Raw genomic sequence first — 22,742 nt, forward strand, 5'->3', positions numbered from 1 at the left:
AAGTGGTCTGGACCACTTGCGCCGCATTCCGTGCTGGAACGGCGTCCATGACGCTCAGAACGCTGTGACGATCCCGTGGATCCGCGCCACGATGGAGCTGAAGACCGGCGCCGACACGGCCTTGGTGCCGCCGAACACCACGACGGTCCGCGTGTAGTCGACGAACCGCGTGAGCTCGGCCGCGGTCGCCGGGGACTCGGTCGTCGGATCGGTGAGCAGGAGCGGGCCGCCGCCGATCTCGGAGAGGTAGGTGCCGCCGGTCAGGGCGTCGGCGTAGCCGGTGCCGGTGGCGACGCCGACCGAGAAGTAGTAGAGGCCCTTGGAGCTGGTGTCGCGGAATTGCTCGGCCACCTGGCGTGCGGTGTCGTAGCGGTCCGTGCCGACGAGGATCAGGGTGTTGCCGGTCTTCGGGGTCTCGTCGATGCCGGGCAGGGTGCGCACGGCTTTCGCTGCGCCGCCGCCGATCGCGACCAGGTGGGTGGGGTCCTGCTGCGAGGAGGGGGCGGTGGCGAGCCTGCTCTTGAGGTAGGCGGCCGTTTCGGGGGTCAGGGTCCCGTTGTCCGACAGGATGACCGCCGAGGGCTTGGTGGCTCCGCTGCCGGGGAGACTGGTGCGCAAGGCGGTCGCCATCGGACCGGCGGTCAGGGCGTCGGGGAAGTCGTCGCCCCGGGCCACGACGGCCAGCGCCGGATCACCCATGGCGTGGGCGATCTTGATAGCGGTGCTGTAGCGGTCCGCACCCGCGATGCGGTTGACCTTGTAGCCCAGGCGCGTCAGGCGATCGGCGACAGCGGGGCTGACGGCCTTCACGCCGCCCAGCACCTGGACGGTGGCGCCGGCGGGCAGGATGCGCTTGATCTCGGTCTCGACCTCAGGGGTCAGGGTTTGGGGGTCGGTGAGCAGCAGCGGACCCTTCACGAAGTCCGCCAGCGGGACCCCGGCCAGCGCGTCGGGAAAGGCGGTGCCGGTGGCCAGGACTACGGAGGCGGCCTTGTGCCTTTCATCGGATGAGAAGCCGGAGAACCAGTTCGCGTCGTACCAGAACTTGCGGGAGAGCAGCACCCCGGTGTCGTAGCGGTCGCTGCCCGCCGCGCGCGACACCGTCGGCGGATCGGCGAAATTGGCGGTGACGGTGACCTGCTTCGAGATGGCGGCGACGGAGGTTGGCAGGCCGAGGCCGTCGTTCGCGGTCACCGAGATCGTGTAAGTGCCAGCCGTGTCGTAGCGGTGTACTTCACCCGACACTGTGTTTCGGTTCGCGGCGGTGATGGTCTGCTTCGTTCCATCGCCCCAGTCGATGGTGAACGTCGCCTTCGCCGGGTCGACCCTGGGGTCGAAGGCGACCGATCCCAGGTCGACGAAGGCAGTGCGGGTCGCACCCCACTCGGGACCGTATGACATGTGCGAGAAGTCGGGCGGAGTCGGAGCGGCGTTCGTGATGGTGACGCTCTGCGCGGGCGCGGTGGCTGTCGCGCCCGTGTCGTCGGTGACGCTCACGCTGATCCGGTACTCACCGGGCTGGGTATAGCTGCACCCTGCCCACGTGGATCCGCCGGTCCAGGTCTGGCCGTTGCCGCAGTCGAACGAGTAGTCCTGGATCGCGGAGGCGGTGACGGACGGTTCGGAAGCCGACGCGTCGACGGTGACGAAAGCCGTTCCGCCGTAAGGGATCGCCGCCGTCTTCGGGGACAGTGTGAACGCGGCTACGGCGTCGCGCGGGGCCACGATATTGACCAACTTTGTCGCTGGCGCCGACGTGGCCGATCCGTCAGAGGTGACGACGCTGATCGTGTGCTGGCCGAGCACCGTGTACCTGAAGTGGGTCGTGACCAAAGCGGCGGGTGTTTCAGGCGTGAGCGTCTGAAGGTTGCCGGGCGTGCCGGGTTCGCCGAAGTCGACTTGATAGGTCAAGGTCTTGCCCGCCGCGACCGTCCCGCCGGCGACCGTCAGGTCGAGCGGAAATCCCTGCGCCACCGGGTGGCTCCGCCACAACAAGGTGCCGTTGAGGTAGGGCGAGGTCGGCGCCGCGACCCCAGCCACCATCGGCGCGACCGCCACGGGCGCGGCCATCACCGGCGCCGCGACGCCGAACACCGTGCCGGATGCCGTGACCGCGCTGACCGCGAGCCGGATCCGGTTGATCGAATGCGCCATGACGGCGGCCCCCCACCTTGCGATTGATCTTGAGACCACGGAGCGTAGCGTAAGGAAGATCGCCAGCTCAAGGCGCACGGCTCGGGGCTGTCGCAGTCAGAGATCGGGCCGATTCACCCCGGCACCGGGCTGCCGCCGCTCCTCCAGCCAGAACATGTAGTCGCGCAGGTGATCCGCCGCCTCGCCGTCCAAGTAGGCGACGAAGTCGTTCGCGGCGAAGCTGATCGCCCATTCCCGGACGCGGGCCCGTTCGCTCCACCATGAACGGATCGCCTCCACCGTCCAGTGCTCGTCGCCGTCGCACGCGTAGCCGCCGAACGGGTCGTTCCACGCCGCGAACAGGAGAGTCTCCACCTCGAAGCGCGTTCGGGGCTGGCGGTAGACGAATTCCTGGCCGTTCTCGTCGGCCAGGACGTGGCGAGGAGCGATAGGAGGGCCGGCTTCGCAGGTATCTGTCTCGCCGCCGTAGAACGGACCAGGTATGTTGCGCCAGTTCCGCTCCTCCCATGTGGCGCGCAAAAACTGCTCCGGTTCCGGAACTTCCACCGAGTGATCGCGCGATCGGAAGACCACCTCCAACCTGCGAGCGGTTCGAACGATCGGCAGCGGGTCCCAGTACCCAGAACCAGTCGGCATTCGACCATCATGGCACTGCTGAAACCCGCTCGTGTCGAATCGATTCGCCGGCGCCGCCGCCGATTGCCGCCCGGCTACGAGGTGACGTCCGCGCGGTCGATGGCGATGTTGATACCGCTGCTCGCGCTATTGCGGTTGCCGGTGTTGACGATCGTGATCGTGTGCGCGCCCGCCGCGAGCGTCGGGCTGGTCCACACCACGCCGGAGGCGTTGCGCGCCGGGGCGTAGTTGTCGACGCTCGTCGGGGTCCCGCCGTCGACGGCCACCGTCATGACGGCCTGGTCGACGTCGCGGACCGCGTGCAGGGCGACCCGGGTTCCGGTGAACCGGAAGGTTCCCGTGGCGCCCGCGGTGTGGCTCCAGTTCGCCGTGCCCTGATACATGTCGGGCACGCCGGTCGTCAGACCCCAGTTCGCGCCGTAGGAGAACTGGTTGTTGTTGGTGCCGGTGGTGTTCCCGTCCACGACGATCTGCGCGGCCGAAGGCGTGACGTCCGCGCGGTCGATCGCGATGTTGGTCCCGGAGCTGGCTCCGTTGCGGTTGCCCGTGTTGACGATCCGTACCGTGTGCAACCCGGCGGCCAGTACCGGACTGGTCCACACCGTCCCGGACGCGTTGCGGCTGAACGCGTAGTTGTCGACGGTGGTCGGCGTGCCTCCGTCGACCGCGATCGTCATGATCCCCTGGTCCACGTCGTGCACCGCGTGCACCGCCACCTGGGTTCCGGTGAAGGTGAAGGTCGCGGCGGCGCCGGCGGAGACGCTGTGGTTCGCTGTGCCCGCGTACATGTCGGGCACGCCCGCGGTCAGCCCCCAGGCGCTGTCGTACTGCCACTGGTCGGGGGCGGTGCCGATCTCGTTGCCGTCGACCACGACCTGGCCGCTGCCCGGACCGCTGGTACCGCCCGAGCCCCCGGGCCCCGTGACGCTGACCCCGTGCGGGGACAGCACCAGCCAGAACGCGTCGGTCCCGGCCTGGAACGTGGCGGGCAGGCTGATGCTGCCGTTTGTCACTGTCGCGTCCGTGTCGGAGACCGTGATCGGCCGCGAAAGCGGTGTGCTGTCGGGGATGCGCATCAACGTGGCGTGCACCGTGGATCCGGCCGTGAGCCAGGGCGTGGCGCCGAGCCCGGTGACGGTCACGGTCGTGGTGCCGGTCTGTCCGCTGTTGTTGCCGATGAGCACGTCGGCCTGTCCGGCGCCCTGATCGGCGGAGGCGGCCACGGCGATGGCGGCGTTGCCGCTGGTGGCGGTGACCAGATGTCCGGTCAGCGCGGCGTAGGCCCGGTAGGTCCACCACTGCCCGGTCGGCGCCGCCAGATCGCCGGTGCCGCCCAGGATGGAGTCCAGGCTCGGGATCATGCAGCAGTAGTTCCAGATGGCGTGCGCGGCCGCGCCGACGTTCGAGACCGCGAGCCGGTCCAGGAACCACGCCGTGTAGCCCGCCGTCTGCTGGCCGCTGAACAGATACTCGTTGATGGACAACGGCATCGGGCTGAGGCCGTGCGCGCTGACCAGGGCTGCCGCGTCCGCCGCGTCGGCGGCCGGGTCGGTGCCGAAATGCCAGTTCAGCACGGTCGGCAGCGTGTTGTCCGCCTTGGTCTGGCCGAGGAAGCCGTCCAGCCACGAGTGGTTGTAGCCGCTGTAGGAGGGCCCGACGACGGTCGCCGAGGGACTCAGCCTCCTGATCTCCCGCACCGCGGTGTCCCACATCTGGTAGTACTGCGTGCTGTTGACGCCCGCCTGCCAGAAGCTGGTGCCGTCCGGCTCGTTCCAGATGTCGTAGGCCACGGTGACGCCCGACGCCTGGACGTCGGCGACGACCTGGTCGATGAACGCCTTGTAGTTGGAGCAGTCCCCGTTGGTGCACGGCTCGACGGTGTTCGCCGGCTGCGAGCTGCCCGCGCCCCATACGTCGGAGACCAGCAGGTCGTACCGGCCTTTGTACGGCGCCGCGGTGACCCGCCGGGCCTGGGCGATGCCGGACGCGATCCGGGCCCGATAGCCGGGGCCGGCGGTGTAGCCGTCGCCGACCCACCCCTCGCCGGGCAGGCCCGCGCCGCCGCCACGGAACAGGGTCGGTGCGAGCGGCTGCATGAGGCTGTCCACGGGTCCCGAGCCGTCTTGGCTGAGCCCGTAAAGGAATCCGGCCCCGGCGCGGGTGGGGACTTTGCCGGTCTGCGACACGTCGACGGTGACGGTGGTGTCCGGCGCGTTCGCCGACGCCGCCGTCACTGCCGGTGTCGCAGTGAACGCCGCTCCGAACGTGACGGCGGCGGCCAGTACGGCTCCAGCAAAGCGACGGCGGCGGTGACGGCGATGATCTGGTGAAGAGTGATGGTGCGAGAGACGGTGCGAGAGTCGGTGCGAGAGACGGTGCGGGGTGGTTCGCTTCATTGAGTTCCTCCGAGGATGACCTGGCCGGCCGGTCAGCCGGCCAGGTTGGGGATCGGATCGTCAGCGGCGTTCCATACGCGTCGGGGTGGTGGACTGCCCGGGCCGTCGCCTCGGGCCTCGGCTCAGCGGGCCTCCTCGCTCAGCGGCGGCTCGGCGTCGTCACGCACGAACAGGGGAATGCGGTCCAGCGGCGCGTCGACGGTGATGTGCCGTCCGCCGACGTGACGCTCTCCGGAGTCGACATGGGTCCACTCGGCGCCGGCCGGCAGGTAGACGCGGCGCTGGCGGGCGCCGAGCTCGGTGACGGGGGCGACGAGGATGTCGGGCCCGAACAAGTACTGGTCCTCGACCTCCCACGCCGCCTCGTCCTCGGGGAAGGCGAGCAGCAGCGGACGCATGAGCGGGATGCCAGTGGTCTCGCCTTCGTGCAGGTGCGCGTGGATATAGGGGCGCAGCCGCTCGCGCAGTCGCAGCATCGCGGTGATGGCCTCGTAGGCCTCGGGACCGTAGGCCCAGACCTCGTTCGGGCCGCCGCCGGCGCCGACGGTGCCGTGGCTGACCCGGGGCTCGCGGTGTCCGTGCAGCCGGAAGACGGGGCAGAACACGCCGAACTGGAACCAGCGCACGACCAGTTCGCGGTAGTCCGGATCGTCCGGGTCGCCGCCGTGGAACCCGCCGATATCAGTGTTCCACCACGGCAGCCCGGACATGGCGACGTTCAGGCCCGCCGGGATCGCCGCCGTCAGGGCACTGAAACTGGGTTCGATGTCGCCGGACCACAAGGCGACGCCGTAGCGCTGGGATCCGGCCCACGCCGAGCGCGTCAGGGACAGGACCTCGGTCTCGCCCGCCGCGCGCATGTGCTCGTACACCCCGCGGGCGTGTTCGCGCGGATAGAGGTTGGCGACCTCGCTGCCGACGCCGGCGGCGTAGGTGAGCGTGTGCGGGGCGGGGCGGATCTCCGGCTCGCAGCCGTCCAGCCAGAACGCCCGGATGCCCAGCTTGTAGTAGTTGGTTTCGAGCTTGTCCCAGACGAACTCGCGGGCCCGGGCATCGGTGGCGTCGTAGAAGGCGACGCCGATCTCGACGCCGTCCTCGCCCTCGGGCCAGGCCCCGGTCGTCGCGGCGCCGTTGTCGGCCGTGGCCAGCATCCCGGCGTCGCGCATCGGCAGGTAGTTGTCGGACAGAGGACTGACCGACGGCCACACCGACACCGCCGGCTCGACACCCAGCGCCCGCAGCTCCTCGACCATGGCGCGCGGGTCGGGCCACGCGCCGCTGTCGAAGTCCCACTCGCCGAGGTGCCGCCAGTGCAGGTAGTCGATCACCAGGACCGACAGCGGCAGGCCGCGGGCCGCGTACTCGCGCGCGACCGCCAGTAGTTCCTCCTGGTCGCGGTAGCGCAGCTTGCTCTGCCAGAACCCTGACGCCCAGCGCGGCATCGGCGAGGGGAAGCCGGTGGCCTCGGCGTAGCGGGTGAGGATCTGTCCGGGGGTGTCGCCGACAGTGAGCCAGTAGTCGATCTGCCGGGCCCGGTCGGCCACCCAGCGGGTGCCGTTGCCGGCGAACTCCACCCGGCCGACGGCGGGGTTGTTCCACAGCAGGCCGTAGCCCCGGCTGGAGACGGCGAACGGGATCGTCACCTCGCCGTTGCGCTGGACCAGGTCGACGACCATGCCCTTCTGGTCCAGCCGGCCGTGGCCGTGCTGGCCCAGCCCGTAGATCCGCTCGCCGGCGTAGGCGGCGAAGCGCTGCTCGACGCGGTGCAGGCCGCCGCCGGCGGCCTCGAAGTGGCGGGGCCCGGGCCACCAGAAATGGGCCGGCTGCTCGCGCAGCACCTCGGCCCCGGTGTCGGTGCGGTGCACGGCGAGCAGGCCGGTGGCGGCCTCGACGCGGACGGTGGCGCGGCCGTTCACCAGCGTGGCGTGGGTCCGGTCGGCGGCGATCGCGATCCGCGCGTTCCCGGTATCAGCAGTGTCGCCGGTGTCGCCGGTGTCGCCGGTATCAGCGGTGCCCCCGGTGTCGCCAGGCGCGCCGGGTGCGTCGGACGGCGCAACCTCGGCCAGGGCACCGGGCAGATCGGTCCGGATCCGGTGCAGCCCGGCACGGATCCGGACACTGTCGGGGCCCCACGGCTCGACGGTCAGCAGCTGGTTGCCGCTCCTCCAGCTCAGGGCGCGGTCGTCGGTGGTGAACGGGTTGGGCACGAAGTCTCCCGGGTTGGAACTGTGGGTCGGCAGGGCGGTGAAGACAGGGGAGGCGGCGCGCGGTCAGTCCTTGAGCGCGGCGCTGCCGATGCCGGCCGCGACGTAGCGCTGCGCCGCGATGAGCAGCGCCGCGGCCGGGACCGAGGCGATGACGCCGGTGGCCATGACGCCGTTCCAGTCCACGAGGTTGGCGCCGATGAACCGGTACAGGCCGACGGTGATCGGCGCCCGGTTGTCCTCGGTGGTCAGGGTGACGCCGAACAGGAAGTCGGCCCAGGCGAACAGGAAGGAGAACAGCGCGGCGGTGATGACCCCGTTGCGGGCCACCGGCAGCATCACCGACACGAAGGTCCGGAACTTGGAGGCGCCGTCGAGCGAGGCCGCCTCGGCCAGCTCGTCGGGCACGCCGCGCAGGAACGACTGGAGGATGAGGGTGGCGAACGGCACGCACAGCGTCGAGTCGGCCAGGATCAGCGCCAGCGGCGAGTTGACCAGGTCGAGCTTGTCGGCGGCCAGGTACAGCGAGTTCGCCATCACGATGCCGGGGATCATCTGCGCGACCAGGAGCGCGAACATTAGCACCCGCCGTCCGGGGACCCGCAGCTTGGCCAGGCCGTACGCGGCCGGCGCCGCGACCAGCAGCGTCACCGCGACCGCGCCGAGCGACACGATCAGGCTGATCAGCAGGTGCCCGCCCTCGGCGCGGAATGCGGAGCGGTAGCCGTCCAGAGTGCCGTGCAGCGGGAACCACGTCGGGGTGCGGCTGACCAGGTCCGAAGGCTTGAGCAGCGAGGCGTTGACCATCCAGTACAGCGGGAACAGCATGATCGCGACGACGGCGATCCCGAACGCGGTGGACAGGCCCGTGCGGAGCTTCCGCGACCGGCCCCGGCGCACCGGGGAAGAACCGGCGATGCTCATGACTGCTTCCCCTCCGGCTCGCGGACGGCGCGCAGATACAGGACGGCGAACACGATCGCCACCAGGATCAGCATGTTGCCGACGGCCGCGCCCTTGCCGAACTCCAGTTGCTGGAAGGACAGGTTGTAGGCGTAGGTGGTCAGGGTCTGCGAGGAGTTCGCCGGACCGCCCTGCGTGACGATCTGGATGACGTCGAAGACCTTGACGGTGTAGATCAGGCCCAGGGTCAGCACCACCAGCGTGACCGGCCGCAGCATCGGCCAGGTGATGCGCCGGAAGCGCTGCCAGGCGTTCGCGCCGTCGATCGCCGCCGCTTCGTAGAGCTGCTCCGGGATGCCCTGGAGTCCGCCGTAGAGGATCACCATGTTGAACGGGATCCCGACCCAGACGTTGACCAGGGTCACGGCCGTGAGCGACCACGTGGTGCTCACCAGCCACGGCACCGGCTTGTCGACGACGTGCAGGTTCAGCAGCACCGAGTTCAGCACGCCGGAGTCGGCGTACATCATCCACCGCCACACCGTCCCGGACACCACCAGCGGCAGCAGCCACGGCACCAGCAGCAGCGAGCGCAGCACCCCGTTCAGCCGGAACCGGCGGCGGAAGAACACCGCCAGCGCCAGGCCGAGGCCGAACTGGAAGACCAGCGAGCCGACGGTGAACAGCACCGTGTTCAGCACGATGCCGCCGAACTGCGGGTTCTGCCAGATCGAGCGGTAGTTGCGCAGCCCGACGTCGGGCGCGGATCCGGAGTAGAACGAGGAGACCGTGTAGTCCTGGAAGCCCATGCGGACGTTGGCGAACAGCGGATACACGTAGAAGCAGAGCACGTAGATCCACGCCGGGACGACGAACCCCGCGACCCGCCAGGCGGTGCGGCGCCCGCCGGAGCGGCGGGCGCGATCCGGGGCCGCCCCCGCCGCCGGGGCGGCGGGAGCGGCCTTGCTGAGCATCGCGGACATCCTCAGGAGCCGGCCTGGCTCTGCGCCTGGTTCAGCGCGTCCTGCGGGGAGGTGCCGCCGGCCAGCGCGGCCTGGAGCGCCGTGTACAGCGCGGTGCTGACCTTCGGGTAGGCGGTGCCGAGCACGGCCGTGCGGGCCTGCGCGGTGGCGATCTCGGTGACGAACGCCTGAAGCTGCGGGTCGGCGGCGCCGACCTGGGCCGCGGCCGCCTGGTTGCTCGGGATGTAGCCGGCGTCCTTCGACCACTCGGCCGCCTTCTCGGCGCTGAGCAGGCACTTCACCACGGCGACCGCCTTGGCCTCGCGGGCCGGGTTGCTGTGGCCGACGGCCCAGACCTCGCCGCCGAGCGGTGTGACCGGCTTGGCGCTCGCCGAGGGCACCGGGATCGGCACGGTGCCGAAGTGCAGGTCGGTCTTGGCGTTCAGGCCCGGCAGCTGCCAGGGGCCGTTCACCATCATCGCCACGTTCCCGGCCGCGAACTGCTGGTTGACGTCGGCCTGGGTCCAGCTCACCACCGACTTGGAGGCCCAGCCCTTGTCGACGAAGGTCTTCCACAGGGTCAGGGCCTGCACCGCCGGCGGGGAGTTCAGGGTCTTCAGGTCGGCGCCGGCGGTCCAGAAGAACGGCTCGAACTGGAAGCTGCCCTCCTCGGTGCCGACGGCCGAGAACGCGATGCCCTGCTTGCCGCCGGCGGTGAGCTTCTCGGCGGCGGCGGTCAGCTCGTCCCACGTGGTCGGCGGGTTGAGCCCGGCCGCGGCGAACACGTCCTTGTTGTAGTAGAGCGCCAGGCCGTTCACGCCCGGGGCGACGCCGTAGAGCTGTCCCTGGTAGGTGCCGGCCGCCACGATCGACGGGTACAGGCCCTCGGTCGACAGCCCGGCCCCGGACAGCGACACCAGGCCGCCGGTGGAGGCCATCTGCTGGAGGTCCGGGTTGTCCAGCAGCACCAGGTCCGGCAGCGACTTCGACGAGGCCTGCTGGAGCAGCTTGGGCATCAGCTGCTCGCGCGGCAGCTCGTGGTGCACGACGGTGACGCCGCCGACCTGGTTGGCGCATTCGGTGAGCACGCCCTGGATCTGCGTGTTCTGCGGCGCCGAGCCGTAGTAGTCGGTCTCGTTGAGCGTCAGGGTGCCGCCGGATCCCGAGCCGGAACCGGAGGAGCCGCCGGAGCCGCACGCGGACAGCGCGAGCAGACAGGCCGAGGCGGCCGCCAGGGCGCCGAGACCGGCCTTGGGAGACCTGACCCGCTGGGACACGAATATCATTGCCTTTACCTTTCGAATCGATTCGATGATGAGGCACACCGACGCCGGTGCCGCCGGGGGCGGACGGGCGAGCGGGATCCGGCTAGCGGCCGGAGCCGCCGGCCGGGGCCGGCGCGGTGGTGTCGCGGACTTTCAGCGTCGGCGCCAGGATCGTCACCGACGGTACGGACTCCCCGTTGACCTGCCCGGCCAGCAGCCGGACGGCGGTGCGGGCCAGCTCCTCCACCGGCAGGGCCACCGCGGTGGTCGGGACCGGCTGCCGCTCGGCCTCGTCGTCGGGGCACACCGCGACCACCGAGACGTCCTGCGGCACCCGCAGGCCCAGGCCCGCCAGGCGGTCCAGCACCAGCGGCAGCGCCCGCTCGTTGTAGACGATCAGCCCGGTCAGGCCGTGGACCTTGGCCAGCAGCCCGTCGACGGCCCGGGCCACGTCGGCGGCCTGCCCGTCGCACGGGGTCCAGGCGGCCTGGGCCCGGGCCTTGCGCAGCGTCCCCAGCGCCGCGTCCCGGGCGTGCACCGCGTAGGCCACGTCCCGGCGGAACGTCGCGGGCGACTGCCCGACGTAGCCGACGCGCTTGTGCCCGAGGTCCAGCAGGTGCTCGGCGCACAGCCGGCCGGCCAGCGCCGCGTCGAAGTCGACGTACGGCAGCCGGGCGCTGTCGTCGGGCGTCCCGACCAGCACCGCCGGGCACTTCAGCGAGCCCAGCAGTGCCACCCGCGGGTCGTTGCGCTGCACCTCCATCAGCATCACCCCGTCGACCTGCGAGCCGACCACGGTGTCCCGGATCGCGGTCTCGCCGTCGTCGTCGGTGAGCATCAGGAGCTTGAGGCCCAGGTCCTGCGCGGCGGTGAGAGTGGCCCAGACGTAAGGCATCTGCACCTGGTTGTGCGGCCCGTAGACCATGGGCAGCGCCATGGCGATCACGCCGTTGCGGCCCGACCGGATGGACCGGGCCCCGGCGTGCGGCCGGAACTGTAACTCCTCGATCGCGGCCTCGACCCGCTGCCGGGTCTGCGCCGAGATCGAGCGGGTACCGCTCAGCACGTACGACACGGTGCTGCGGGAGACACCCGCGTGCTTGGCGACGTCAGCGATCGTGACCGCCACGGTGACCCCCTCCGGATCGTCGAACTGATTCGATGTTGCGTGAACGTAGCATCGGTGTTTCCGATCGCGCAACGGGTGCCGGCGGCCCGGTGGCCAAAACGTTGTCCACCGGGTCCGCTTCGCTCCGGGTTCTTACTTCAGTCCGGGTTCTTACTTCGGTCCGGGTTCCGCCTTCAGCCCCGCTTGTCCGGAAACTCCGCCGCGCGGTTGTAGAGCTCGCGCAGCGGCCGTTCCACCAGCTCGTGGATGTGCCGTTGGGCGATGTCGGCGGCCAGGTCGGCCTCGCCGGCGGCGACCGCGGCGGCCAGTTCGCGGTGGTCCCGCAGCGCCTGGGCCCGGATCTCGGCCGAGGTCGGCAGCGCGTCGGTGCCCAGGCTCAGCTCGGAGCGCATCTGGTGCTCGATGACGACCAGATGAGGGTTGTGCGTCGCCTGCGCGATCGCGTTGTGGATCGCGTGGTCGGCCATCCGCATGGCGGTGCGGTCGTCCTCGGCCGCGACGTACGCCGCGACGGCGGCGTGGATGCGGTCGACGTCCTCCGGGGTGCGGCGCTCGGCGGCCAGCCTGGCGATCACCGGGTTGAGGTGGTCGTTCAGGTCGAACGTCCACTCCAGCTGCTGCCACCGCGGCTCCAGGGCGCGGCGCACCAGGTCCGCCGAGTCCGAACCGCGCGCCGAGGTCACGAACGCGCCGCCGGCCCGGCCGCGGCGGATGGCCACGTATCCCTGCCGCTCCAGCTGATGCAGCGCCTCGCGCAGCGTCACGCGGCTGACGCCCAGCTGGGCGGCGAGCTCGCGCTCCGGGGGCAGCTTCTGGCCGACCGCGAAACTGCCGAGCGCGATCGCCGCGACCATGCGCTCGACCAGGCGCTCCGCATTGCGCATCGGGGCCAGCGGTTCGACCGCTCCGGCACCCGCACCAAGACCCCCGGACACCCGTACTCCTCCTGCGCCTCGCGCCGCCGACGGCACGCTCGACGCGTTCGGCGCCGGCCGCTCTGTCGGCTGCTTTCTCGACTGCTCTCTTGACTGCTCTCTTGACCACATTGTCAATGCCGCTGGTAGAGCCGCTGCCGGAGTTCGGACAGATCCCGTTGACGGTTCACCGAACGTTAGCATAGCCTTCGGCCCAAAGGGACTCCCATAATCCCATTTACAGGAGGCTGTGGTGCGCGATTCTGAGGGACGGCGGCGCGGGATATCCCGGCGTCGGAGCACGGTTCGTGGATACGCCGCGGCGGGGGCCGCGCTACTGGCCGCCACCGCGCTGGCCGGCTGTTCCGGGGGTTCGTCCGCAGGAAACGCGATCGGCGCGGCCGGCAAGACCACCGTGACCTACGCCCAGGGCGTGGGCGTGACGCCGAACTGGATCTTCCCGATCATCCCGGGGCAGAACTACTCGGTCGCCAACACCGGCGCCTTCCAGGGCCTGATGTTCCGTCCGCTGTACGCCATCGGCAAGGACGGCCAGTACGTGCTCAACGACTCGCTGAGCCTGGCCGACGAACCGGCGTACAGCAACAACAACACTACGGTTGTTGTCAACCTGAAGAAGTACACGTGGTCCGACGGCAAGCCCGTCACCACGCGCGACGTCGACTTCTTCCTACGTCTGCTGGTCGCCCAGAAGACCGACTTCGCCAAGTACACCCCGGGTCAGTTCCCGGACAACGTGAAGTCCTGGAGCGCCGACAGCCCCACGCAGCTGACCTTCCAGCTGACCGGACCGGTCAACCCGCAGTGGTTCACCTACAACGAGCTGTCCCAGATCACGCCGATGCCGCAGCACGCCTGGGACAAGACCTCCGCCGACGGCGCCGTCGGCGACCACGACCAGACGGCCGACGGCGCCAAGCAGGTCTACACCTACCTGGTCAGCCAGGCCAAGGACGTCTCCTCCTACGCGACCAACCCACTGTGGCAGGTCGTGGACGGACCCTGGAAGCTCAAGACCTTCGACACCGCCGGCCAGATCGACTTCGTCCCGAACCCGAACTACGCCGGCCCCAGCAACCACCAGCTGACCGGGTTCAGCGAGAAGCCGTTCACCAGCGCGACCGCTCTCCAGAACTCGCTGCTGTCCGGCGGGGGAGTGGACGTCGGCTACCTGCCGACGGCAGCCCTGCCGGCGAAGACCCGCATCGAGGGCGCCGGGTACCGGCTCGACCCGATCTCGAACTTCAGCATCAACTACATCCAGTTCAACTTCAACAACCCGCAGACCGGGCCGCTGTATCAGCAGCTGTACATCCGTCAGGCTCTGCAATCCGCCGTGAATCAGCCGCTTTACATCGCCAAGGCCATGGGCGGCTACGGCTACCCCAACTACGGACCGGTCCCGGTGGAGCCGAAGAACCCCTTCTACTCCGCCAGCGAGAAGGACAACTCCTACCCCTTCGACACCGCCCACGCGGTGGACCTGCTGAAGTCCCACGGCTGGACCGTCTCGCCGTCCGGCGGCAGCACCTGTACCAACCCCGGCACCGGCGCGGACCAGTGCGGCGCCGGCATCGCCCAGGGCGCCAAGCTCGCCTTCAACCTCCAGTACGTCTCCGGCGACAGCCCGGCGGACCTGATGATGCAGCAGTTCAAGACGGACGCGGCCGCGGCCGGTATCACCGTGAACCTCAGCACCGCCCCGTTCAACACGGTCTTCGGCGCCGCCGCCAAGTGCACCGCGGCCGAGGCCTCCTGCGGCTGGCAGGCCCTGTACTACGAGGGCTGGGGCTACGGCGGCGCCGTGCCCACCGGCGAGGGCCTGTTCACCAGCAGCGCCGGCTCCAACTTCGGCAGCTACCACGATCCGAAGGCCGACGAGCTCATCCAGCAGACGCTCACCGGCGGCAGCTCCCAGGCGCTGGTCGACTATCAGGACTACCTGGCCCAGCAGCTGCCCGTGATCTGGCTGCCCGGCGGCCAGAACCTGACCCTGGTGGCCAAGCACCTTCAAGGCGTCGACCTGCAGAGTCCGAGCCTGCCGCTGACGCCGGAGCAGTGGTCCTTCACCCGCTGACCGGCCGCCTCCGACGGACCGGCTGACACTGCGGCACCACTGCGCCGCCGCAACACCGCACCACGACACGAAGACACCACGACGCGACACCAGGGAGCAGCATGGCGCCGACCAAACAACTCGCCCGGAGGCTGGGCCAGGCCGTCGTGGTCCTGCTCCTGGTGTCCGTCATCGTCTTCACGCTCGAACACCTGCTGCCGGGAGGGCCGGCGCGCGCCGAACTCGGGACGCGCGCCACGCCCAGCGCCATCGAGGCGTTCAACCGCGCCAACGGGCTGGATCAGCCGATCCCGGGTCAGTATCTGAATTGGCTCGGCCAACTCCTTCAGGGCGACCTCGGATACAGCTACCAGCAGAACCAGTCGGTCAATGCCCTGCTGTCGGCCAACCTGCCCAAGACGCTCGTGCTCACCGGCACCGCTTTGCTGGTCGCCGTCGTCCTGGCGATCGGCGTCGGCATCGCGCAGGCCGCGCAGCGCAAACGGCCGCTGGACGCGGCGCTGTCCGGCCTGGCCTTCACGCTGTACTCGATGCCGGTCTTCTGGCTCGCGCTGCTGCTGGTCGACGTGTTCGCGGTCCGGCTCGGCGTGCTGCCGGCCGAGGCCCCGCAGGGCGACCTGGCCCAAGTGTTGAGCCATCCGCAGGCCATGGTGCTGCCGGTGCTCACCATCGCGCTGGTCACCCTGGCGGCCTTCAGCCGCTACATCCGCTCGTCGCTGACCGACGAACTGACCCAGGACTACGTCCGCGCGGCCAAGGCCCGAGGGGCGTCCCGCTCGCGCGTGCTGCTGGTGCACGCGCTGCGCAACGCGCTCATCCCGGTCGTGACGCTGATCGGGCTCAGCCTGCCGTCGCTGATCGGCGGCGCGGTGATCGTCGAAGTCGTCTTCAACTACCCGGGGATGGGACTCTTGCTCTACCACGCCGCCTTGTCCGACGACTATCCGGTGCTGCTCGGCGTGTCGATGGCGGTCGCGACCGCGACGGTGCTCGGCTCCTTCCTGGCCGACGCCGCCTACCAGCTCGTCGACCCGCGGGTCAGGAGCGGCCGATGACCGCCGCCGACTCCTCCTTTGTCCCGAACGACCCCACTCTCGCCCCGAACGATCCCACTCTCGCCCCGAGCGGTTCCTCCCTTGCCCCGGGCGATTCCTCCCTCGGCCCGGCCGGAACTCCGCGTCCAGGCCCGGTGCCCGGGAAGGCGCCGATCGGTGTGGGCCGCGCTCTCGTCGCCGGGCTCCGGCGCAACCGGCTCATGCTCGCCGGCCTCGTGGTCCTGGTGCTGATGGTCGGGTTCTGCTTCCTCGGCCCGGTGTTCTACCACAGCGACCAGACCAACGCGTCCCTGGCCGACCAGACCCTGCCGCCGGGCCCGGGCCATCCGCTCGGCACCGACGCCGTCGGCTACGACCAGCTGGGCCGCCTGATGCTCGGCGGGCAGTCCGCCATCGAGATCGGCCTCGGCGCCGCCCTGCTGGCAGTGGTGCTCGGCACGGCCTGGGGCGCCGTCGCCGGCTACTTCGGCGGCGCCGTCGACGCGATGATGATGCGCGTCGTGGACGCCATGCTCGCCATCCCGGCGATCCTGCTGCTCCTGGTGCTGTCCACCATCTGGCACCCCTCGGTGCCGAAGCTGATCGTCATCCTCGGGCTCCTGGCCTGGCTCGGCCCGGCCCGCTTCGTGCGCGGCGAGACCCTGACGATCCGCGTCCGCGACTACGTGAAGGCGGCGCGCCTGATGGGCGCCCGGGCCCCGCGGATCATCGTGCGGCACGTCCTGCCCAACACCGTCGGCACGATCATGGTGAACGCGACCTTCCAGGTCGCCGACGCCATCCTCGCCGTCGCGACCCTGAGCTACCTCGGCCTCGGCCTGCCGCCGCCCGCCGCCACCTGGGGCGGCATGCTCTCCAGCGGCCTGGACTACGTGCAGGCCGGCTACTGGTGGCTGGTCTACCCGCCCGGAATCGCCATCGTGCTCGTCGTCGCCGCCTTCTACCTGATCGGCGACGGGCTGCGGGAGATCTTCGACGCACGGCTGAGGACCTTGAGATGACCGAACAGCACATCGCGGCCCGCGTCGAGAACCTGTGCGTGGACGTGGCCACCCGGGACGGAAGCCTGCGCGCCGTGGACGGGGCGTCGCTGACCATCGCCGAAGGCGAGGTGTTCGGGCTCGTGGGCGAGTCCGGCTGCGGCAAGACCACGCTCGGCATGGCGATCGCCGGCCTGCTGCCGAGCGCGGCGAGGACCGTGGCCGGCACGGTGTCCGTCGCCGGCCGGACCCTCACCGGCCTGCGGGAACGCGAGCTGCGCCGGATCCGCGGCGATCTTGTCGGAGTGGTCTTCCAGGATCCGATGACCACGCTCAACCCGACGATGAAGGTCGGCCGCCAGGTCGCCGAGCCGTTCCGGCTGCACCGCGACACCACCGCCCGCGCCGCCCGGCACGCCGCCGAGCAGATGCTCGACCTGGTCGGGCTGCCGAACCCGGGCCGCGTGCTCGACGCGTATCCGCACCAGCTGTCCGGCGGCATGCGGCAGCGCGTCTGCATCGCCGCCGCGCTGATCTGCCGGCCCAAGCTGCTCATCGCCGACGAGCCGACGACGGCGCTCGACGTCACCACGCAGGACCAGATCCTGCGGCTGTTCCAGCGGCTGCGGGCCGAGCTGGGCATGTCGATCCTGCTGGTCACGCACGACATGGGCGTGATCGCGGCGAACGCCGACCGGGTCGGGGTCATGTACGCCGGGCAGCTCGCGGAGGTCGGTCCGGTCCTGGAGATCTTCGACTCCCCGCAGCACCGCTACACCAGGGCGCTGCTGGAATCCGTGCCGACGCTCGACACCGACCTGAGCCGGCCGCTGCGGACCATCCCGGGGCTTCCGCCCCGGCTCGACCGCGTGGGTCCGGGATGCCGGTTCGCGCCGCGCTGCGGTTTCGCCGACGACGCCTGTTCCGCCGCGGACCTCCCTTGGCGGGAGCTGTCGCCGATGCACAGCCATCGGTGCGTCCATCCCCGGGGCCTGAGCAGAGCGGAGCACAGCCATGGCTGACCAGCCCGAGAACGACGCCGGCACCGCGCCGCCGCTGGTATCGCTGGACCGGGTCGTCAAGGAGTACCCGGTCGCCGGCCCGATGTTCCGCCGCGCGGCCCAGCGTGTCCACGCCGTTTCCGACGTCTCCCTCGTCGTCCCGCAAGGAGCGTCCTTCGGACTGGTCGGCGAGTCCGGCTGCGGCAAGTCGACGCTCGGGCGGCTGATCGTCGGCCTGGAGCGGCCGACGTCCGGAACGATCCAGGTCGCCGGGGAGGACACGACGCGGCTGCGGGGTGCGGACCGGCGGCGGTTCTGGCGCGACGTCCAACTCGTCTTCCAGGATCCGCGATCCTCCCTGGACCCGCGCATGAAGATCGCCGCCAGCCTCGGCGAGCCCCTGGCCGTGCAGCGCGAGCAGGCCCGCGAACAACGCCGACGCCTGATCCTCGACCTGCTGGACGAGGTCGGCCTGCCCGCCGACGCGATGCGCCGCTACCCCCACGAGATGTCCGGCGGCCAGCTGCAACGCGTCGGCATCGCCCGCGCCCTGGCGGTCCGGCCGCGGCTCGTCGTCGCCGACGAGCCGGTCTCCGGGCTCGACGTGTCGGTGCGGGCCCAGGTGCTGAACCTCATGCGGACCCTGCAACGCGCCCACGGCATCACCTACATCGTCATCTCCCACGACCTGACCACCGTCCGGTACTTCGCCGACCACGTCGGCGTCATGTACCTCGGCAAACTGGTCGAGACCGGCCCGGTCGCGTCGGTCTACACCCGGCCCGCGCACCCCTACACGGCCGCGCTGCTGGCCGCGATCCCGCACCCCGATCCGCGGCGGGAGCGGCACAAGGAGAGCGCGAGCCTCGGCGGCGACCTGCCGTCCGCGGTCGACCCGCCGTCCGGCTGCCGCTTCCGGACCCGGTGTCCGCTGGCCACGGAGCTCTGCGCCGTGGAGGAACCACGGCCGCGGAACGTGGCGCCGGGGCACCAGGTCGCCTGCCACTTTCCACTCCCCAGTCCCTCGCCCGCCGCCGAAACGCAAGGACCGCGATGACCCTCACTCCCCGAGACCGGATTAAGCGCGCCGTCGAGTACCTCGACGGCTGGTTCGACTTCCAGTTCCTCAGCACCTCCTGGCCCGGCCTGGTCGCCGCGGTGCAGTACGAGGACGAACTCCTCTGGTCGCGGGCCTACGGCTTGGCGGACGTGGAGCGCGGCATCCCGCTGACCACCGGCCACAGGATGCGGGTCGCGTCGCAGTCCAAGATGTTCACCGCGACGGCTGTGTTCATCCTGGCCGAGCGCGGACTGCTCCACGTCGACGACCCGGTCGCGAAGCACGTGGCGTGGTTCCGCGACGGAGTCGATCCCGACCTGGCCAAGGTCACCATCCGGCAGCTGCTCAGCCACGGTTCTGGGCTCACACGCGACAGCTCCGACGCCCGGTTCTGGGACGTGGACCGGCCGTTCCCGGACGCGGGGGAGCTGCGGGACGCCGTCCTGAGTTCTCGTCTCGTGTTCCCGTCGAACACTCGGATGAAGTACTCGAACATCGGCTTCGGCGTGCTGGGCGCCGTGATCGAGGCGGTCAGCGGGCAGCCGTTCGGCGACTTCGTCCAGGACGCCATTCTGAACCCGCTCGGCCTGAGCGCGACCGGTGCCGATGTCGACAGGCAGGCCGGGCTAGCCGGGCAGGCCGGGGACGCTGGGGACGCCGGCGGCGCGATGGCCGTCGGCTACGGCCCCAGCCACCTCAGGGCGCCGCGCGTCACCTACCCCGCGATCGCCACCCACGCGCTGGCGCCGGCCACCGGGTTCTATTCGACGGTCGCCGACCTCTGCACCTTCGCCTCAGCCCACTTCATCGGCAACGAGACCCTCCTCCCCGACACCGCCAAGCGCGACATGCAGAAGATCCAATGGCACCTGCCGATCGACGGCCAGGATTACGCCAGCGGCTTCGACCTCGTCCAGATCGGGGATCGCGACATAGCAGGCCATCGCGGTGCCTTCCCCGGCTACCTGTCGTGCACCCGCTTCGACGCGAACGCCAAAATAGCCGTCAGCGTCGCAGTGAACGCACAAGACGGCCGCCCACGCGCGCTGTCCGAAGCGGCGCTCGCCATCCTCGACTTCTTCATCACCCCGAAGCTCGACGAATCCCTGCGCTCTGCCCCCGGACTCGTCACAACAGACCACGCCAACCGCTTCTTCTCGCCCTGGGGCGCCACCGACCTCGTGCCGGTCGACGACTGGCTGCTGATGGTCGACCCGGCGGCACTGGACCCGTTCAACGCCCCCGCGGTGGTGCGACTGTCCGACGCGGATCACGGCACGATCGCGCGCGCGGCGGGCTACGGGAGCGCCGGGGAGGAGGTGTCGTTCGTCCGGGACGAGGCCGGGCGGATCGAGACGGCGGACATCGCAGGGCTGGACTACCGCCAGTGGGCTGACTACCTGGCGCACCGGGAAACGAGCCTGGGGGAGTAGACCCACGGCGTAGCGCGCGCCGATATGCGAGGATTCCCGACATGTCGGTGACAGAAACGGATGGTGTGCTCACGCGGTTCGTCTCCGAGCTCCAGCTGGAGGTGCCGACGGTGGCCGTGTGGGCACACGGTTCGCTCGCGCTGGGCGACTTCCAACCCGGACGCAGCGACCTCGACCTCATCGCAGTGGTCGAACATCCGTTGGACAGCGAGCACAGGGACCGGCTGGCAGACCTTCACCAGAGGCTCGTAGACACTGAGCCGGCCGCAGCCGAGCTGCACTGCTCCTACATGGCCAGAACGGCGCTCGCCGAGGCCGAGACCAAACATGTCACCTGGGCTCATGGCACGCTCATGGAACGCCCCGTCACACCGGTCACCCGCCGCGAGCTGCTCGACGGCGGGCTGATCCTCCATGGCCCGGTCCCGACGGAACTGCTTCCACCCCTTACGTCCGGCCAGTTGGAGGCCTTCATCCGGCGCGACTTGGCAGAGTTCTGGCTTCCGGCCACGGGCAGACCCCGACTCTGGATGCGCGACATCTGGGTGGACCTGGGCCTGCTGACCCTGGCCCGCGCCACCGTCACACTGCGCGACGGAAAACTGATCACAAAGCGCGAAGCTCTGGCCGAACTACCGAAACTCGGCGCGCCCGCAGATGTGGTCCGCGACATCCACGATCGCCGCTACTCGAATCCCCAACCGATCAGCCGATTGCGGCGTATTCGCCGGGCGAGACGTGCCCGCGCATTTGTGAAGCGCGGTATCAGGCGCACTCTGTCCATCTAGCACTCAATAACGTTGACCGCGAGCCCGCCGCGCGACGTCTCCTTGTATTTGACCTTCATGTCGGCGCCCGTCTCCTTCATCGTCTTGATCGCCTTGTCGAGCGAGACGTGGTGTCGGCCGTCGCCGCGCAGGGCCATGCGGGCGGCGGTTATGGCTTTCACCGACGCCATCCCGTTGCGTTCGATGCAGGGGATCTGGACCAGGCCGCCCACCGGGTCGCAGGTCAGTCCGAGGTTGTGTTCGATACCGATCTCGGCGGCGTTCTCCACTTGCTCCGGGGTGCCGCCGAGGACCTCGGTGAGGCCGGCGGCGGCCATGGAGCAGGCGGAGCCGACCTCGCCCTGGCAGCCGACTTCCGCTCCGGAGATCGAGGCGTTCTCCTTGTAGAGCATGCCGATGGCGCCAGCGGCGAGCAGGAAGCGGACGATGTTGTCCTCGTCCGCGCCGGGGACGAAGGTGAGGTAGTAGTGCAGCACCGCGGGGATGATGCCGGCTGCGCCGTTGGTCGGCGCGGTGACGACGCGGCCGCCGGCGGCGTTCTCCTCGTTGACGGCCATCGCGTAGAGCGTCACCCACTCCATGGCGTTGGCCGACCCGGTCCCCTCGGCGCGGAGGGTCCGCGCGCCCGCGGCGGCGCGTCTGCGGACTTTCAGGCCGCCGGGCAGGATGCCTTCGGTGCCCAGGCCTGTGCGGACGCACTCCTGCATGACCTGCCAGATCGCGACAAGGCCCGCGCGGATCTCGTCCTCGCTGCGCCAGGCCTTCTCGTTCTCCAGCATCAGCGACGATATGGACAGGCCGGTCTCGCGCGCGAGACGCAGCAGTTCCGCCCCGCTGCGGAACGGATACTTCACCACAGTGTCGTCGGCCTTGACCCGATCGGCCCCGGCGGCCTCTTCGTCGACGACGAACCCGCCGCCCACCGAGTAGTACGTCTTCTCCAGCAACAGCTGTCCGTCGGCGTCGTAGGCGAACATTGTCATCCCGTTGGCGTGATACGGCAAAGAACGCCTACGGTGCAGAATCAGCTGGGAATCGGCGTCGAACGCGATCTCATGGCCGACGCCATCCTGCGCGCCGAGCAAACGGAGGCGTCCTGTAGAGCGGATGCGTTCGACTTCTCGATCGGCGCTCTGCACGTCGACGGTCTCCGGGGCATGGCCTTCCAAACCGAGTAGAACCGCCTTCGGTGTGCCGTGCCCATGGCCGGTAGCACCCAGGGAACCGTACAACTCGGCCCGGATAGCAGACGTCTGGCCAAGCAACTCCTCGCTCTCCAGACGCAGAGCGAATGTGCGGGCGGCGCGCATCGGACCGACGGTGTGCGAACTCGACGGCCCGATCCCGATCGAGAACAAGTCGAACACGGAGATGGCCATGGAGGCTCCCTTATATAGCGTGAAGGACGGCAAAGAAGGCAATGCACACGTCTCGTGCTGCTAGCCCTTCCGACTACGATCAGCCGCCTCCCTGTACAGCCGTCCGGCGCGGTAGGAGGAGCGTACGAGGGGTCCGGACATGACGCCGAAGCCGAGCTGGCGTGCTTCTTCGGCGAGTTCGACGAACTCCTGCGGCTTGACCCAGCGCATCACCGGGTGGTGGCGGGGTGAGGGGCGCAGGTATTGGGTGATGGTGATCAGGTCGCAGCCGGCTTGGCGCAGGTCGGTGAGGGCTTGGGAGATTTCTTCGCGTTCCTCGCCCATGCCCAGGATCAGGTTGGATTTGGTGACCAGGCCGTGGTCGCGGGCTTGGCGGAGGACGTCC

Annotated in this window: 15 protein-coding genes and 2 pseudogenes; 6 read left to right on the forward strand and 11 right to left on the reverse strand. The window is 70.0% G+C overall.

Annotated elements, in window-relative coordinates; translation table 11 throughout:
- Positions 1-54: 54 nt before the first annotated feature.
- From ABD481_RS04050 to ABD481_RS04090, 9 genes are all read right to left on the reverse strand, one after another.
- On the reverse strand, positions 55-2,154 hold the full coding sequence (locus ABD481_RS04050; RefSeq protein ID WP_344664128.1) for a cell wall-binding repeat-containing protein: 2,100 nt from the start codon (positions 2,152-2,154) through the stop codon (positions 55-57).
- Between the two features lie 96 nt (positions 2,155-2,250).
- Positions 2,251-2,673 (reverse strand): ferredoxin, encoded by a 423-nt coding sequence (locus ABD481_RS04055; protein ID WP_344664129.1) that lies wholly within the window; start codon positions 2,671-2,673, stop codon positions 2,251-2,253.
- Between the two features lie 191 nt (positions 2,674-2,864).
- Complete coding sequence (locus ABD481_RS04060) at positions 2,865-5,024, reverse strand: hypothetical protein (RefSeq protein WP_344664130.1); 2,160 nt, start codon at positions 5,022-5,024, stop codon at positions 2,865-2,867.
- 284 nt (positions 5,025-5,308) lie between these two features.
- Positions 5,309-7,393 carry a glycoside hydrolase family 31 protein gene (locus tag ABD481_RS04065; RefSeq protein WP_344664131.1) on the reverse strand — a complete coding sequence of 695 codons (2,085 nt, stop codon included), beginning with the start codon at positions 7,391-7,393 and terminating at the stop codon, positions 5,309-5,311.
- 63 nt (positions 7,394-7,456) lie between these two features.
- Complete coding sequence (locus ABD481_RS04070) at positions 7,457-8,314, reverse strand: carbohydrate ABC transporter permease (protein ID WP_425559104.1); 858 nt, start codon at positions 8,312-8,314, stop codon at positions 7,457-7,459.
- On the reverse strand, positions 8,311-9,267 hold the full coding sequence (locus tag ABD481_RS04075; protein WP_425559105.1) for a carbohydrate ABC transporter permease: 957 nt from the start codon (positions 9,265-9,267) through the stop codon (positions 8,311-8,313). The genes ABD481_RS04070 and ABD481_RS04075 overlap by 4 nt, the downstream gene beginning before the upstream one ends.
- 11 nt (positions 9,268-9,278) lie before the next feature.
- Positions 9,279-10,541, reverse strand: coding sequence for a sugar ABC transporter substrate-binding protein (locus tag ABD481_RS04080; RefSeq protein WP_344664133.1), 1,263 nt, complete (start codon positions 10,539-10,541; stop codon positions 9,279-9,281).
- Between the two features lie 82 nt (positions 10,542-10,623).
- Positions 10,624-11,649 (reverse strand): LacI family DNA-binding transcriptional regulator, encoded by a 1,026-nt coding sequence (locus ABD481_RS04085; RefSeq protein ID WP_344664134.1) that lies wholly within the window; start codon positions 11,647-11,649, stop codon positions 10,624-10,626.
- Between the two features lie 173 nt (positions 11,650-11,822).
- Complete coding sequence (locus tag ABD481_RS04090; protein ID WP_344664135.1) at positions 11,823-12,584, reverse strand: FadR/GntR family transcriptional regulator; 762 nt, start codon at positions 12,582-12,584, stop codon at positions 11,823-11,825.
- Positions 12,585-12,816: 232 nt separating this feature from the next.
- On the opposite strand from ABD481_RS04090, the gene ABD481_RS04095 reads away from it, so the two are divergent.
- The 6 genes and pseudogenes from ABD481_RS04095 (at position 12,817) to ABD481_RS04125 (ending at position 20,978) form a co-directional block, all read left to right on the forward strand.
- Positions 12,817-14,661: a peptide ABC transporter substrate-binding protein gene (locus ABD481_RS04095; RefSeq protein ID WP_344664136.1), complete on the forward strand. Its 1,845-nt coding sequence runs from the start codon at positions 12,817-12,819 to the stop codon at positions 14,659-14,661.
- A gap of 101 nt (positions 14,662-14,762) precedes the next feature.
- On the forward strand, positions 14,763-15,716 hold the full coding sequence (locus ABD481_RS04100) for an ABC transporter permease (protein WP_344664137.1): 954 nt from the start codon (positions 14,763-14,765) through the stop codon (positions 15,714-15,716).
- Positions 15,713-16,717, forward strand: a complete 1,005-nt coding sequence (locus ABD481_RS04105; RefSeq protein ID WP_344664138.1) for an ABC transporter permease — start codon at positions 15,713-15,715, stop codon at positions 16,715-16,717. The genes ABD481_RS04100 and ABD481_RS04105 overlap by 4 nt, the downstream gene beginning before the upstream one ends.
- Positions 16,714-18,754, forward strand: a pseudogene (locus ABD481_RS47325) (dipeptide ABC transporter ATP-binding protein). The gene ABD481_RS04105 and the pseudogene ABD481_RS47325 overlap by 4 nt, the downstream one beginning before the upstream one ends.
- The gene (locus tag ABD481_RS04120; protein ID WP_344664141.1) at positions 18,751-20,190 is read left to right on the forward strand and encodes a serine hydrolase domain-containing protein; all 1,440 of its coding nucleotides are present in this window, start codon (positions 18,751-18,753) and stop codon (positions 20,188-20,190) included. The pseudogene ABD481_RS47325 and the gene ABD481_RS04120 overlap by 4 nt, the downstream one beginning before the upstream one ends.
- 41 nt (positions 20,191-20,231) lie before the next feature.
- Complete coding sequence (locus tag ABD481_RS04125) at positions 20,232-20,978, forward strand: nucleotidyltransferase domain-containing protein (RefSeq protein ID WP_344664142.1); 747 nt, start codon at positions 20,232-20,234, stop codon at positions 20,976-20,978.
- Here ABD481_RS04125 and ABD481_RS04130 read toward each other — a convergent pair.
- Entirely contained in the window at positions 20,975-22,357 is a 1,383-nt protein-coding gene (locus ABD481_RS04130) for an L-serine ammonia-lyase (protein WP_344664143.1), read from the reverse strand. The two genes, ABD481_RS04125 and ABD481_RS04130, sit on opposite strands and share 4 nt — an antisense overlap.
- Positions 22,358-22,417: 60 nt before the next feature.
- Positions 22,418-22,742: pseudogene (locus ABD481_RS04135) on the reverse strand (lipoyl synthase); the annotation flags it as partial.

It is taken from the genome of Catenulispora yoronensis (genome assembly GCF_039531695.1).
Classification (GTDB): domain Bacteria; phylum Actinomycetota; class Actinomycetes; order Streptomycetales; family Catenulisporaceae; genus Catenulispora; species Catenulispora yoronensis.